Origin of the sequence: Mycobacterium sp. SMC-14 (assembly GCF_046250075.1) — a bacterium.
Taxonomy (GTDB): domain Bacteria; phylum Actinomycetota; class Actinomycetes; order Mycobacteriales; family Mycobacteriaceae; genus Mycobacterium.
Genome location: NZ_CP176429.1, coordinates 4,711,427 through 4,726,785, shown reverse-complemented (window position 1 = coordinate 4,726,785; position 15,359 = coordinate 4,711,427). Strand labels below are relative to the sequence as shown.

At 65.9% G+C, this 15,359-nt stretch carries 10 protein-coding genes; 1 reads left to right on the top strand and 9 read right to left on the bottom strand.

Features of this window, described 5'->3' with window-relative positions; translation table 11 throughout:
* Window positions 1-12: 12 nt before the first annotated feature.
* The gene (locus tag ACKY0W_RS21905) at window positions 13-7,278 is read left to right on the top strand and encodes a beta-ketoacyl synthase N-terminal-like domain-containing protein (protein WP_409435809.1); all 7,266 of its coding nucleotides are present in this window, start codon (window positions 13-15) and stop codon (window positions 7,276-7,278) included.
* A gap of 231 nt (window positions 7,279-7,509) precedes the next feature.
* Here the strand turns inward: ACKY0W_RS21905 and ACKY0W_RS21900 are convergent, their stop codons facing one another.
* The 9 genes from ACKY0W_RS21900 to ACKY0W_RS21860 all read right to left on the bottom strand — a co-directional run bounded on the left by ACKY0W_RS21900 (window position 7,510) and on the right by ACKY0W_RS21860 (window position 15,012).
* Window positions 7,510-8,001 carry a hypothetical protein gene (locus ACKY0W_RS21900; protein ID WP_409435808.1) on the bottom strand — a complete coding sequence of 164 codons (492 nt, stop codon included), beginning with the start codon at window positions 7,999-8,001 and terminating at the stop codon, window positions 7,510-7,512.
* Entirely contained in the window at window positions 7,998-8,426 is a 429-nt protein-coding gene (locus tag ACKY0W_RS21895; protein ID WP_409437888.1) for a nucleoside deaminase, read from the bottom strand. The genes ACKY0W_RS21900 and ACKY0W_RS21895 overlap by 4 nt, the downstream gene beginning before the upstream one ends.
* A 479-nt stretch (window positions 8,427-8,905) precedes the next feature.
* Entirely contained in the window at window positions 8,906-9,538 is a 633-nt protein-coding gene (locus tag ACKY0W_RS21890) for a sigma-70 family RNA polymerase sigma factor (protein WP_409435807.1), read from the bottom strand.
* Between the two features lie 338 nt (window positions 9,539-9,876).
* Window positions 9,877-10,587 (bottom strand): nitroreductase family protein, encoded by a 711-nt coding sequence (locus ACKY0W_RS21885; RefSeq protein ID WP_409435806.1) that lies wholly within the window; start codon window positions 10,585-10,587, stop codon window positions 9,877-9,879.
* Window positions 10,584-10,973, bottom strand: coding sequence for a Rid family hydrolase (locus tag ACKY0W_RS21880; RefSeq protein WP_409435805.1), 390 nt, complete (start codon window positions 10,971-10,973; stop codon window positions 10,584-10,586). Before ACKY0W_RS21880 ends, ACKY0W_RS21885 begins: the two co-directional genes overlap by 4 nt.
* A 49-nt stretch (window positions 10,974-11,022) precedes the next feature.
* Window positions 11,023-11,952, bottom strand: a complete 930-nt coding sequence (locus tag ACKY0W_RS21875; protein WP_409437887.1) for an NADP-dependent oxidoreductase — start codon at window positions 11,950-11,952, stop codon at window positions 11,023-11,025.
* A gap of 138 nt (window positions 11,953-12,090) precedes the next feature.
* Window positions 12,091-12,525, bottom strand: a complete 435-nt coding sequence (locus tag ACKY0W_RS21870; protein WP_409435804.1) for a cupin domain-containing protein — start codon at window positions 12,523-12,525, stop codon at window positions 12,091-12,093.
* Between the two features lie 20 nt (window positions 12,526-12,545).
* Complete coding sequence (locus tag ACKY0W_RS21865) at window positions 12,546-13,466, bottom strand: NADP-dependent oxidoreductase (RefSeq protein ID WP_409435803.1); 921 nt, start codon at window positions 13,464-13,466, stop codon at window positions 12,546-12,548.
* Window positions 13,467-13,563: 97 nt separating this feature from the next.
* Window positions 13,564-15,012 carry an MFS transporter gene (locus ACKY0W_RS21860; protein ID WP_409435802.1) on the bottom strand — a complete coding sequence of 483 codons (1,449 nt, stop codon included), beginning with the start codon at window positions 15,010-15,012 and terminating at the stop codon, window positions 13,564-13,566.
* Window positions 15,013-15,359 lie beyond the last annotated feature (347 nt).

Sequence of the window (15,359 nt, the reverse complement as noted above, 5' to 3'; positions counted from 1 at the left end):
GGCTGATACGAAGTGAAGTTTGATCCCATCGCGATCGTCGGGCAGGGCTGTGTCCTGCCCGGGGGACTGAATGCGGGTGAGCTCTGGACGACGGTGCGCGACGGCCGCGACGCGCTGGGTTCGCCCGGCCCGGATTACTGGGGCGTATCGCCGGCTCGCGTCCTGTGCGCCCCGACGGACGCACCCGAACTCGACCACACCTGGTCGGACCGCGGCGGCTATGTCCGCGGCTTCGACGACGCATTCGACCCCCGCGGACTGCTCGTCGACGCCGACGATCTCGCCGGCCTCGACCCGCTCTACCGGTGGGGCATCGAGGCGGCCCGCCAAGCACTGGACAGTGCCGGATGGCGAGCAGGTGAGGTCCCGGGCTCGGCGGGGATAGTCCTGGGCAACCTGAGCTACCCCACCAAGAAGATGACCGACCTCGCCGAAACCGTCTGGCGGGGACAACAGCCCGGCCTCGAATCCGGGGTGGACTGGCGCAATCGGTTCATGTCCGGGCTGCCGGCGCATCTGATCGCCCAGGCACTGGGTTTGACGGGGGGAGCCGCGGCTCTCGACGCCGCCTGCGCCTCGTCGCTGTATGCCATCAAGCTGGCGTGCGACCGGCTGCACGACCGCACCGCGGACGTCATGTTCGCCGGCGGCATCAACGGTGCCAGCGATCTGCTGCTGCATGTCGGCTTCACCGCGTTGCAGGCGCTGAGCCGAACGGGGCGGTCGCGGCCGTTCAACAACGGCGCCGACGGGCTGGTCCCCGCCGAGGGGGCGGCCATCCTGGTACTGCGACGGCTTGACGACGCGATCGCCGAGGGCGACACCATCCTGGGCGTTATCCGGGGCGTCGGCTTGAGCAACGACGGCCGGGGGCATGGGTTTCTGGTGCCCTCGCAGGACGGCCAGGAGCGCGCGATGCGACTGGCCTACGAGATGGCCGGCCTACAGCCGCGAGACATCTCGCTCATCGAATGCCATGCCACCGGGACATCGCGCGGCGATCTGACCGAGATGATGAGCATGGCGCGCATCTTCGCCGGTCTCACCGACGTGCCCATCGGATCGCTGAAATCCAATCTGGGCCACTCGATCACGGCATCGGGTGCGGCGGGAGCCATCAAAGTGCTCGCGGCGATGCGAGCCGGCATCCGCCCGCCGACCCTGCACGCCGACGATCCGCTGCCCTTCATCGCCGACTCACCGTTCCGGCTGCTCACCGATGCCGAGCCGTGGGACAGTGACGGCCCGCGCCGCGCCGCGGTCAACAACTTCGGCTTCGGCGGCAACAACGCCCACCTGCTGCTCGAAGAATGGGTCGAAGTTAGCGGTCCTACGCCGGTCGCGCCGACCACCGCCCCCCCGCCCGAGCAGGAGATCGCGATCGTCGGCCTGAGCCTTCTGGTCGGCGACGGACACGGAACCGCCTCTGTCGCAGAGCACTTGAAGACATGTCGGCCGATACCCACCGGCACGGTCGATGGAAGACGCGGCGCACGCATGGATGAGGTCTGTCTGGACCTGACCCAAACCCGCTTCCCGCCGGCCGACCTCAAACAGACCCAGCCCCAACAACTGGCACTGCTCGGCGCGGCCCTGGGCATCGGCGAGCTGATCAAGTCCTTGCCGCCGGACACCACCAGCGTCATCGTCGGAATGGGCTGCGACGCCGAAGTCACCCGATTCGGAATGCGCTGGCGGTTGGCGGACGAATGCGACGACCCCGATCAGCTCGCCGCGGCGCGCGACGGTGTCGTCGCGGGGTGGACCGCCGCGGGGGTCGTGGGCGCCATGCCCAACATTGTGGCGAACCGGCTGAACAGCCAATTCGATTTGCGTGGACCGAGTTTCACGGTGTCGCGCGAACAGCTCTCGGGCACCACGGCACTCGAGTTGGCTGCCCGGGCGTTGCGACGCGGCGAGGTCGACGCGGCCGTGGTGGGGGCGGTGGACCTCAGCTGCGAACCGGTGCACCAGGCCGCGGCGCGTGCCTTACTGCACGCCGACGAGCAGATACCCGGCGACGCGGCCGTTGTTCTCGTCCTCAAGCGCGCCGCCGATGCGCGCCGCGACGGTGACACCGTGTACGCGACCCTGCTCCCCGATCAGCAGGTAGACGCCGAATGTCTGCACCTGGGCACCGCTGCTGGTGCGGTGAACCTGTCGGCCCTGTTGGGTCACGCACACGCCGCCTCCGGGCTGCTGCATGTGGCCGCCGGCGTGCTCTACGGAGCCCTCGGCGTGTGGCCCGACGGCGAGGCCTGGACCTCCGAGCAACGGCTCGTCGCCGTCGAACTCACCGGAATGGCCGAGCAGCGACAACACGTCACGCTGGTGTCGTCGGCAACCGGGCCCCAGGCCGCGACCTTGCTGGCGCCGGCGGTAGCCAACGCCGGCGCGAAACCGATCCGGCTCAACTTCCCCGCGCACCTGCCCGCGGTCCACCTGCCACCACGCGTCACGGCCCCAGGAACGAACCCCCCTCATCAACTGGAGCGATTCATGCCAACCCAACTCCCGATGCCTCCGGCCCTGGCAACCGTCGCGGAGTCGCTGGCCCGGCTGCCGTTGGCTGTCGCCGCGGCAACGCCGTCGCGACCGGAGCCGCAGCCGGCTGCGGCCGCGGCTGAAAGCGCGGCACCCACCGCCGGCACCATGTCCGCAGGCGCGAGCCGGGCCATCCAGCCCGTCAAGCCGACCGACAAGGTGGTCCCGGCGCCGACGGTCAAGCGCGAGCCGGTAGGGCTCAAGCTCGACAAGGACGGCCTGCGGGTGCACTCCTCGGGGAACATCTCCGAGATCTTCGGTCCGGCGTTCGCCGAGCAGGACCAGTACCCCCGACAGGTCCGGATGCCCGAACCGCCACTGCTGCTGGCGGACCGGCTACTGGGCATCGACGCCGAACCGGCCCGCCACGGCACCGGAACGCTGTGGACCGAAACCGATGTCACCGCCGACTCATGGTGGCTCCAGCAGGGCCGGATGCCGGCCGGCATCATGATCGAAAGCGGGCAGGCCGACCTGATGCTCATCTCCTGGATGGGCGCGGATCTGCTCAACAAGAGCGAGCGGGTCTACCGGCTGCTCGGCTGCGAGGTGACCTACCTGGGTGGCCTGCCCGAGATCGGCGACACCCTGCGCTTCGACATCCATGTGGACGGCCACGCCCGCCAGGGCGATGTGCGGCTGTTCTTCTTTCACTACGACTGCACGATCGACGGTGTCGAGCGGATGTCGATGCGCAACGGCCAGGCCGGGTTCTTCACCGACGAGGAGTTGGCGGCATCCGGCGGGGTCCTGTGGCGCCCCGAGGAGCAGACCGTCAGCGGGCCGATGGAAGTTACTCCCGCCCAGACCTCGCGCACCTCACTGCAGCGTGCCGATCTGGAGGCGATGGCGTCCGGCGACATCTGGCGCACGTTCGGCGAGGGCTTCGAGCGGGCGGGCAGCCACACCCGCACCCCGAGCATTCATGCCGACGACATGCTCTTCGTCGACGAGGTCACCGACCTCGACTTCACCGGAGGCCCGTGGGGCCGCGGATACCTGCGGGCCGTCGCGCCCGTCACGCCGGAAAACTGCTTCTTCGCCGGCCATTTCAAGAACGACCCGTGCATGCCCGGCACGCTGATGTACGAGGCGACCATGCAGACCATGGCGATCTACATGACCGCCCTGGGCATGACGCTCGACTGTGACGGGTGGCGCTTCGAACCGGTGCCCTTCGAGACCTACAAGCTGCGCTGCCGTGGCCAGGTCACCCCGCAGTCGCGTGAGGTGGTCTACGAAGTGTTCGTCCGAGAGGTGATCGCCGGACCCGAGCCGACCCTGTTCGCCGACCTGCTCTGCACCGTCGACGGGCTGCCCGCCTTCCACTGCGAGCGGATGGGCCTGAAGCTGTCACCGGGCTGGCCGATGGACCTTGGCGCCAAAGAGCTCGAAGGCTACGTCGAACCCAAACCGGTCGCCGAAGCCAACGGATTCCGCTACGACTACCAGGCGATGCTCGCCAGTGCTATCGCCAAGCCCTCCATGGCGTTCGGGCCGCTGTTCGAGAAATTCGACTCGCCCCGCAAGGCGGCCCGGCTGCCCGGCCCGCCGTATCACTTCATGTCCCGAGTCACCGAGCTGGTCGGTGAGACCGGCGTGATGAAGGCCGGCGCCGAAGTCGTCGTGGAGTACGACGTTCCCGCCGACGCGTGGTATTTCGCCGAGAACGGCGCCGCGGGCGGACAGGAGACGATGCCCAACGCGGTGCTCATGGAGGTTGCGCTGCAGCCCTGCGGCTGGCTGGCCAGCTACGTCGGCTGCCCGCTGGACGGTGAGGCGGACCTGTTCTTCCGCAACCTGGACGGAACGGGAACCCAACACCGTGAGGTGACGCCGGCGACCGGAACGCTGCGCATCAAGGTGAAGCTGAAGAGCCTCGCCAAGGCCGCGGGCACCATCATCGTCAGCTTCGACGGGGAGATCACCGCCGACGACGGACCGGTCTACACCTTCGACACCGTGTTCGGCTACTTCAAACGCGAGGCGCTGCAGAACCAGGTGGGTCTCCCGGTCAGCGACGAACAACGTGCCGCACTGGCGCAACCCTGCGAGGCTCCGCTGGTCGACCTGACCACTCAGCCTGCCGAGTTCTTCGGCGCGGGAGCGCGGTTGGCAGAACCGATGCTGCTGATGGTTGACCGGGTCACCGGCCGCTGGCCCACCGGCGGCGCCGCCGGGCTGGGCCAGTGGCGCGGGGTCAAAGACGTCAACCCCGGTGAGTGGTACTTCAAGGCGCACTTCTTCCAGGACCCGGTCCAGCCCGGATCCCTGGGCATCGAAATGCTGTTGCAGGTCTTGCAATTCGGGATGCTCGACCTCGGGCTCGGCAGGGAGGCCGGCCCGTCGGCACGCTTCGAGCCGGCGGCCCTGCACGACGCCATGACCTGGCGATACCGCGGCCAGATCATTCCGACCAACAAGCAGATCACGGCACAGGTGGAGATCACCCGGATCGTCCGCGAGGACGCCGGCATCCTCGCGGTGGCCGAGGCAGCGCTGTGGGTCGACAACAAGCGCATCTACACCGCGAGCAACCTAGGTATGCGCATTGTCGCCGGCACCGGAGACGGGCCGTCCCCGGCCGATTCCGGCGAGATCACCACTTGCGCCCCGGCACCGGTGACCGTCGCAGCCGCGACCACCACGATGGAAGTCGCGCTGGATCCGGTCAACGACTCCTGGATCGTCGATCACTGCCCGACGTATGTCATCCCGTCGTTGCCGATGATGTCGGTCATGGACCTGTTCGCCCAGGCGGCAGCCCGGGCCACGGGCGGAGCCAAGGTCGTCGAGATCACCGATGTCCAGATGGTCCGGTGGGTGGTGATCGACTCCCCGAAGCAGCTGCGGGTCGTGCTCGAGCAGACGCAGCAGCCGGGGCATTTCCAGGGCCGGCTGGAGGTCTGGCGGGATGCACCGCGAGCGGAGTTGTCCCGCTGGGAGATTCACGCGCACGCCGTCGTCCTAACCGCCGCGCAGTACACCGGTGAGCCTGAGCCTCCCGCCCCACTGGAGGGCGCGGTGCCCTATGCCGACCCCTATGACGGAACGGTGTTTCACGGTCCGGCCTTCGCGACTCTGACCGAGGGTGCCCGCATCGGCCGCAACGGCTCGACCGGAACGCTTGCGATCGACCGCTGCGGGGTTCCGGTCGGCGAACTGCAGCCCGGATTGCTGGATGGCGCGTTGCACGTGGTGCCGCACACCGCGATGAGCGTGTGGACCACCGACACCACTGATCCCGCGTCGTACGCCGACGCGAGCGACCCCGATGTCGGGTTCCCGCGCCGCGTCCTCTCGGCGCGGTTCTACTCCGACACTCCCGTGGCGGGAACCGTGGATGTCGAAGCCCGATTCGTGGGATTCGATGACGACGAAGGTCGCATGCCGACGTTTGATCTGTGGCTCAGTGCCGGTGGAAAACCCTGGGCGCGCATCCGGATGGCCGAGTTCCTGCTGAGCAAGGGACCGCTGGCCGAGGTCGGCGGTCCAGAGCGGCGCGCGTTCATGGGTGACCGGCAGGCTGTCCCCGGATTGTCGCTGAGTGAGCGCCTCGGCCGCGGCGTCCTCGAGCTCGACACTGCCCGGATGGCAACGCTGGACTGGTTCAAGGGGACCCTGCAGGCCGTGTACGGGTCGGACAGTCAAGGCGATTCATTGATGGTCGACATCGTGACCAAGGAGGCGGTGGCCGACGCCGTCCACAATGCGGTTCATCCCGCACAGGTTCAGATCGTCGACGGACAGGTGAGCTGCCCCGCGCTGCCGCTGGAGCGCATCACCGTCGAGGTCGAGAACCTGGGTCCGGGGTCGTGCCGCGCGAGCGCGTCATCGGCCACCGACTGGGAGCCGGTCCGAGCCTGGTGGACCGAGAGCGCGGGCATGCCGGACGGGTGGTTCGGCGAGTTGGCCCTGGGGGCGGTGCTGTCGCGCTACGTGCGGCACGTCGTGGTGACGGATCCGGCCGCGATGGCAGCGGTGCGGGGTCGGCCGGTCCTGTTGCTGGCCAACCACCAGGTGCAGGTCGAGTCGCTGCTGGGCACCACCATCGGATCGTGGTTGACCGGTACGAAGGTGGTCACCATCGGCCATGCCAAGCACGAAACAGGCTGGGTCGGCAATCTCCTGCGGATGATCGACGCGGCGGCGGGCAAAGAGCTGGGGCATCTCCGCTATTTCGACCAGCAACAGCCCCAGGAGTTCTTCGGGCTGGTCGACGAGCTCAAGCGGGAGGCCGCGGCCCTCGGGGTGTCGGTCATGGTGCACGCCGACGGGACCCGCAGCGTGAGCTCGGGCCAGCGGGTCGAGAGGTTGACGTCGACCTTGCTGGACATGGCGATCGAGATGTCGATGCCGATCGTGCCGGTGTACTTCGCGGGCGGCTTGCCCGAGGAGCCGTTGCCGCACAAGCTCGAAGTGCCCTACGGCCATGCCGCTCAGGACTACATATTCGGCAGGCCGATCCTGCCCGAGGAGCTGCGCGGTCGGCCCTACGCCGAGTTGCGGCGCTACGTCATGGACGCGATCAATGCGCTCGCACCGTTCAGCGATGCTCCGCACGCCCCGAACTACGACGTGGAGAGCCGGATCACGGCGGCCGCTCCTGGCGCCTCGCCGCTGGAGTCGGTGTGGTTCTGCATTGAGGACGCCCTGGACTCCCTGCCGGTCGATTGGCGAAACCTGATCGCCGACGAGGAATGGGAGACGGTCCGGGCCGGCGATCCCAGCTGATATGTAGGGAATTTTGTCCAGGCGCAAGGGTGAGGCGCCGTCGGGGAGCGGCCCCGACGGCGCCGCGTTGCTTCCTCGGCGGGTCTGTGTGGTGAGCGTGTCGTTGGCGACGCACGGTCAGGCTGACATACGCGGGTCGGTTACCGCAGGACGGGGTTTCGGCTGGATCGCATCCGCTTGTCTAGGGTCGAGCGTCGACCCGAAGGTCACTCATAGGTAGCGGGGCGATTGTCACTTCTGGTAGTCGAGGTTGCCAAAAATATTCTCCGAGTAAAAGCTGCTGCAAACGGTTCCGCAGTGGTCGGTGGCCTTCAATGCGGTGCCGACGGTATGGATCATGGAAGTAATGAGGACCACGACTATAGAAGTAATCGACAGCCACCACGCTATAGTGTACAAAGTTGTTCGGCTTCCTCGGATAGACTCGAGAATCTGGATACTCTCGTCTGCCTTGGCCCAGCGAAGTGCGATGATTCCGAGCAGAAACGTGCACGAAAGAAGCAGTGCGACGTAAACAACGTCGAGTACCAAGTGCATGATATTTAGTGAAACGTAATTCAGCCACACGGACAGCGCAGTCAGCGTCATCGCGTTGAAAACGAGAAGCGCTGAAGCCTTGGAATCGAGAATCGACAGCAGTTCGTATTGCTTTTGAACCCGAGGATCGGCTGTCTCGAAGGCTCCGGGTGCCTCCTCGCATTCACCGACGTCAGCGTCCGTCATGATGCACCTATGTCCTCGCTCCACACCGTCGGGTGATGTCGAATAAATTCTTGCATCAACTCAACGCAGACCCGCTCATTCAAGTTGACGACGTCCACGCCCCGCGATTCCAGTAGCCGCACTTCTCCTTGAAATGTCTTCGCCTCGCCGACTACCACACGGGGAATGCTAAACAGCAGAATTGCGCCACTGCACATCGCGCATGGTGCCAGAGTGGTGTACAGCGTGCAATCCCGATAACTTTGCCGCCGGCCGGCATTGCGGAGACAAGAAATCTCACCGTGCGCTGTGGCGTCATGTCGTTGAATTCGCTCATTGTGCCCACGACCAACCACGGCACCGGATCCGTCAACCAAGACAGCACCAATCGGAATTCCCGAGTCCTCGCGAGACAGTCGAGCCTGTTCTATGGCGTACTGCATCATTTGTTGGTCGTGGGTAAGCGGCATCGCCTGAGGATAGCCGCTCAAACGGAATTGCACGGTGGAAGCGGAGAGCACGGCGAATACACATTGCACCGGGACGGACAACGATCTCGAGGTCCGGGGCCTTGTTGACGCCGCCCGAGGCAGGCGGCTAGCTTAGTGGCGATCGCGGCACGGCCGTCCAGCTACGCAGCTGGGCGTAGATCGGCCTCAACGAATCAAGACCAACCAAGTCTTTGCAGACAGGAGCCCACTTATGGCGTCAGCATCTCTGGGCGTCTACACGTGCCTTGCGTGTGTCGTGATGCTTACCCTGGCACTCTTCTTGTCCAGCAAATCCTGAGCTCTCGACTCAAGCGCCTGGCTCTCGGCTACGGCGGGGTTGAGGCCGAGCGTGAACGGGTGACGGCCTCGTCATCGACGTCTGGCTGCGTAGGGGCTGACCGGCTGGGGCGCTCTGGCGTGAGGCCAGCAGTGCCTCACGGCTGCGCGTCGGGCCCGGCTGCAAGCAGATTGCGCAGCTGCTGTCGTCCGCGGTTGAGCCTCGAACTCACCGTTCCCTGCCGGATCCCCTGCACGGCGGCGATCTCCTTGTAGGAGTAGCCGATTACGTCGGCAAAGTAGACAGCGACGCGAAACTGTTCCGGAAGCCCGGCCATGGCCGCCTTGATGTGCGAGTCGGGAAGCATTGCCAGCGCCTGATCTTCGGCTGACTGCAGGCCCATTGACCGGTGCGACGCGCTGGCCAGCAACTGACGGTCAGTGACCTCGCCCGCCGGGAACTCCGTGGGTGCACGCCTGCTCCTCCGGTAGTCACTGATGAAGGCGTTGGTCATGATTCGGAACAGCCACGCTTTGAGGTTGGTCCCGGGCAAGAAGGAATGCCTACCGGTATAGGCCTTGAGTGCCGTCTCCTGGAGGAGGTCCTCGGCATCCGCATGCCTTCGGGTCAGGCGAAGGGCATGTCGGTAGAGCGGCTCGAGCAGCGGGACCACATCGCGATCGAACTCGATATCGCTGCCGGGTCCGGCTGTGGCATCGCTACCCTCAGCAGGTCCGGCCGCTCCAATCAGTTCCCGAGCGTTGCCACGGGCTAGGAGTTGTCCGGCCAACTCGGCTCCGTCCCGGTGTCAGCCGGCGGGTCAGCCGCCTGCTGTGGTTGCACGCTGACCAGTTCAAGGCCCAGATCACGTACCCGGTCGAGAAGACCGAAAAGCTGTGACTGGTCACGGATTTCCCCGGAAAACCCCGTTACGGCCGCGCCGCACTCCAGCCGCATCCCCTCGAATGCCGACCCGAGTCGCTCGGTAACACAACCGCGAACGCAGATTCGGTACATCGTCGGTTCCACTGGTCCTCCGCTCGTATCAGATGTGTCAGCGTTCCTCGCAGTGGGGTGAGTGGTCATCGCCCCGCCAGGCAATTCACCCGGGTGACCGCGTGAGCCCACTCATGGGTGCTCCTGCGGCGCGTCGCGATAGACCGCAGCCTTCCGGTGCCACCGGTCGAAGTGCAGCACATCGTCGAGTGGAATCCGTTTGGCAGGACGAAAGATCGTGCCGGTGTAGTAGGCGGTGGGGATAGTTGTGGCGTGGTAGACGTTGTCGGGCAGCCCGAGGATGTCGCGCATGTCAGCGTCGGCCATCAGCGTCACGCCGGTCCATGTGGTGCCCAAACCCCGAGAACGCGCGGCGAGCATATAGTTCCACGTGGCGGGCATGATCGAACTCCAATACAGGTTGGCGTTCTCGGCGGTCAGTGTGCGTTCGCCGTCGATGACCTCGACGCACGGGATCATCAAGACGGGGATCTCACCGATGTGCTCGGCCAGATACGCCGCACTGTCGGATACTTTGCGTTGCTCGTGATTTCGGTCCGGGTCGTCCTTGAACCGGTCGGCGACCGCAAAAGGCGACGCGACGATCTTGTCCCACATGCGGCTGTACACCTCGGCGATCGCCCGGCGTTGTCCGGCGTCGGTGACGACGATGAAGCTCCAGTTCTGCGCATTGGCCGATGTCGGTGCCTGCACCGCTATCTCGAGGCATTCCCGGATCAAGTCGAGGGGAACAGGTTTGGTCAGGTCGAGACGTTTGCGCACCGAGCGGGTCGTGGTGAGCAGCTCGTCGGTGGACAAGCAGACGAGGGGGTAATTGCTCATGGCGACACGATCGCGGTGACTTCGACTTCCACGCGCAGGTTGGGCCACACCAGCCCGTCGATGACGCTGAGCATCGCGGCGGGTTGGTGATGGATGAACTCCTTGCTCACCGCCAGGTAGGCGGGAATAGTGTCGCGGCTGGTGAGCCACTGGCGCATGTAGACGATGTCGGTGAGTTCGGCGCCTGCGTTCGCCAGCGCACTTTCTACGTTGGCCCAGCACTGCCGGGCTTCTTCAGTGAAGTCCTCGGGAGGAGTGCCATCGACGCGCAGACCGGGTGTTCCCGAGACGAACACATTCACACCGCTTCCGGACACGGCAACAGCATCTGCGTATTTGGCGATATGGGCGGCTACGCCGGTGAAGATCGGGGTAATGGTGGTCATTTTCAGCCTCCTCGTCGGTAGCGATTCCTTCGGTGTGAAGGTGGATTCCTTATGTGTCGTTCGTGAGCGCGACGGCCCTGGGCTCCAGGCCGGCGACGACGTCGGCGAGAGCGGAGGCGGCCCGGTCCAGGCTGAGTGATCGTGGGGTGGGCATGCTGAGCCGGCCTGACCCGAGCAGCGCGGTGAGGCGCTCGAGCTGAGCTCCGTCCGAGCGGACGTACACCGCGGTGACGCTGATGCCGCGGGTCGAAGAGGGCGGGTCCGAGGTGATGGTGGCCAGTCGGCCACCATCGGCGAGCGCGGTCATCGCCGTGGCGGCACCTCCGGGGACGGCGTTCGCGACGGCGTCGATAGTGTTCCTCGCCAGAGTCCGTGCGTGGCGCGGCCACATCGGATCTCGATAGTCGAACACTTCACGAGCCCCGTGGGCACGGATTCGGTCGGCACTGCGAGGGCTTGCGGTGGCGAGTACATCGACCCCACGCAAGGCCGCCAACTGCACCACGAGACCGCCCGTGAGCCCACCGGCGCCATGGACGAGCAACGTTTCTCCGCCGTAGAGGGCCAACGCCTCGGCGACCACCTGTTCGGCGATCAGCGCCGGCACCGCAAAGATCGCCGCGGTGTCCCACGAAACGCTGGGCGGTCTGTGGGCGAGCGCTCCCATCGGTGCTATCAGAAGCGGCGCCCAGGCGCCTTGGTCGCGTAGCGGGACGGGGTGACCCAGCACCGCGTCGTTCACACTGAATCGGTTCGAGTGACCGCCGAGGGCTGTGATGACTCCGGCAGCCTCGACGCCGAGCGCCATCGGCGGTGTGACTCCGATGTCCCAGCCGCCGGCGCGAACAATGTTGTCCCAGTTGCCGACCCCGGCGCTGCGAACGTCGATGAGGACTTCGTCGGTAGCCAACGGCCGCGGCTCGTCGACTTCGAGCATCTCCAGTTCGGAACCGAAGCTGCGGATACCCGCCACGAGCATGGTCACGGTGATGCGCCTGAACGGTGACAGATCCCGGCGACAACTCGGACCGGAGCGCAGCTGTGCATGGAGACCTCCAGGAGGCGAATGATGCGTCGGACTGTCCCTGCAGGCCCGCCGTCGACGCTGTGGCGTGCTTCAGCTTCCCGCGGTGTCTTCGGTGGTGAGCGGGCCGTCACCGGTATCGACCAAGAAGACCGCCAGAAGTTCGGCAGGCTCGGTGGCACTAGCGTTTTCGCTGATCGTGTGGTGTGCCCCGGGAGTTTCAGTCCAGGTCTGACCGGCGTGATAGACCCGTGGCGCCTCGCCTTCGAGTTGGCTGCGGATCGCGCCGGAGATCACGTAGGCCATGATGAAAGCCGACTTCGCGTGGTGGTGGGCTGCACTCTTGGCCCCGGGCGGATAGCTGACGGACACCGCTTCCAATGATTTGCCCGGAATATCGGTAGGTTGGTCGAAAACAGTTCGGACAACCGGTTGTTGAGCTGAACTATGTGGCGCCGGATCAGCGTGGGCCGCGGGAGCGATTATCGCGCTGGCGGCCAGCGCCGCGAGAGGTACTTTGAGGGCCATCTTTGAACTCTTTCCGGTTATCAGTCTTCGGTGACGCGCAAGATCGTTTTGCCGTGAATCCGCTTCTCGGGAGCGAAGGCGGCGGGAGTCTCGGCGAGCGGCAGCACTGCGCCGACGATCGGCTTCAGTCGACCATCCCGTACCCGCGCGGCGAGGTCTGAGAGCCGGGCGCGGTCCGGCTGCACCAGTAGGAAAACTGCCCGGCCGTCGCGAGGCATAATGGTGGGCGGTTCGGCGATGGTGACGAGCGTTCCGCCGGCCCGCACCAGAGCCGCCGAGCGCGCCAGAATATCTCCGCCGATCACGTCGAAAACCACGTCGACTTCTCCTGCATCTTCGAGCTTTTCGGTCTCCAGATCGAGGAAGGTGTGGACCCCAAGTTCGGCCGCCTGGGCTCGATCGGCAGTGCGGCCGGTCCCGATGACGCGCGCACCGATCTCGCGGGCGAGCTGCACCGCGATGGACCCGACCCCGCCCGCGGCGCCATGGATCAGAACCGTTTGTCCTGCTGCAAGCCGGCCATGGTCGAACAGGCCTTGCCAAGCTGCCAACCCGGAGATCGGCAGTGCTGCGGCCACCGTGTGGTCGATGTCGACCGGCAGCGGGGCCAGATCGCGGGCTTCCACGGCGGCGTATTCGGCGAGTGAGCCGTTGCGGGCCCAGTCGATAAGGCCAAAAACGCGCTGGCCGACACTCAAACTGGCGGTGCCGTAGCCTAACTCGACCACGACGCCCGACAGTTCATGGCCGGGAATGCTCGGTGTCCGATCCCGGCCCGCGCGGTCGACCCAGGTACCCGGCCACTCAAGCTCCCCGGGTGTGAAACCCGCGGCGTGTACCCGGACGACGACCTCGCTGTCGGCGGCCTCGGGATAGGGCATGTCCGTCAGTGACAGGCCGGCGATACCGGCGTCGCGATCCTTGACAGTGATGGCTTGCATGGCAGGTCCTTCCTGAAGTTGTTGTCGAGCCTGTATCGGCGCGGGGTGATTCGGCATCACCCGGCGGATCAATTCACCCGGGTGACTACAGCGCGAGTCATCGGGTGGATGGCCTGCTGGCCAGAGCGGGTTGCACGCCGGGCCGGTCGCGGCACAACGCCGCGATGTCGCATGGGACCGGGCGGTACTCCGCAGGGGGATTGGTGATCAGCAGCGCAGCGCACAAGGTCGCAAGGACGAATAGTGCTGCGCACAACTGTAAGACGTGAGTGAATCCGGTCGCGCTCACGGCGCCCATGCTGATCAAGCCGATGGATCCGATCGACACCAGTGCGGTCAGCCGAGAGACGGCGTTATTGATCGCCGATGCCAGGCCACTGTATTCGGCCGGAACGGAGGCCAGCGTAAGAGACGTCAGTGGGGTGATGCTCATGACCAGACCGATCGCCAGCACGGTCATCCCAGGGAGCAGATCGGTGACCGCATGAAATCCTTCGGATTTGGGGCGGATCAACAGCAGCCCTATTCCGGCCACGGCGGGCCCCCCGATCAAAAACATGCGCGGGCCCACCCGGGCAGCGAGGCGCCCGACACGACTGGCGAACAGGAACGAGAGGGCCGGGATCGGTAGGGTGGCCAGTCCGGTTGCGGTGGCGGAGTAACCACCGATCTCCTGGGTGTAGAGAACGATGGACAGTGATCCCAACGTCAATGCGCCGTACACGAACCCGGTGACGAGGTTGGCGGCAGCGAAGTTCGGAAAGGTGAACAGCGGCAACGGAAGCATCGGCGCGGTGCTGCGCTGCTGCCAGCGCACGAAGCCGGCCAGGGCGGCCAGCCCGATCATCGATGGTGCGATGACCATCGGCGACGTCAGCCCGCGGCGCTGCGATTCGATCAACGCGTACACGGTCGTAGCCAGTCCTACCGCAGACAGGCCCATTCCGGCAATGTCGATACGTGCTCCCTCGACTCGTCCCGACATCGGACAAAGCCAGAACGTCAGCACGAACCCGACCGCCATGGGAATCGCCGACAACAGGAAAATCCAACGCCAGCCGAGTACGTCGACGCATGCACCGCCAAGCAGCGGACCCAGCGCGAAGGCGGTTCCCGTCCACCCGGTCCAGACGCCGATCGCCGCGGACTGCTGCCCCTTGTCGAAAACCGTGTTGATCAGCGCCAGCGATCCGGGCACCAGGAATGCCGCACCGAGCCCCTGAATGAGGCGCGCAATGATCAGCGTCGCCGGTGAGGTGGCCAGCGCCGCGAGCGCCGACCCCGCCCCGAACGCCAACAGTCCGAACCGGATCACCGGAACGCGTCCGAACAGATCCGAGATGGACCCGCCCGGCAGAATCGCCGCTGCCATCGTCAACAGGTAGCCGTCGACCACCCATTGCTGAAGCGCCAGACCGCCGCCGAGGTCGTGCTCGACGTCTGGCAACGCCAAGTTGATCACGGTGGAGTCGAGGAACGCGACCATCGAGACCATCACCGCAACCACCATGGCGCGACTGGTTGGTGCCGCGTCGCGCAGCGTCACCGGGCGAGCCCGTCGGTGCGGAGCGGTGACTGTGCGGCAGGAGCAGGGTGTGTGTCATTCATCGGTGTAGTGCCTTCCGCTGCCGATCGGACCTCGGAAGTCAGTAGTGCGATCGCCAGCTGCCTTAGAGCAGCATTCGACGGCTGACCATAAGTCGTCATCACCCGGCGCGCTGACTCACCCGGGTGATTCTCCGAGCCGGTAGCCGCGTGCGGTCGAACGCGTTTGCGGACGGGGCCGGCGAAACACGCCTACACTGCCGAAAAGCGCAAGCGGTGACGAGGATTGTGGACCACACATCTTGGAGGTCTTCCACCCGCCTACTCCGTGTTGGCGGGTGGCGGTTC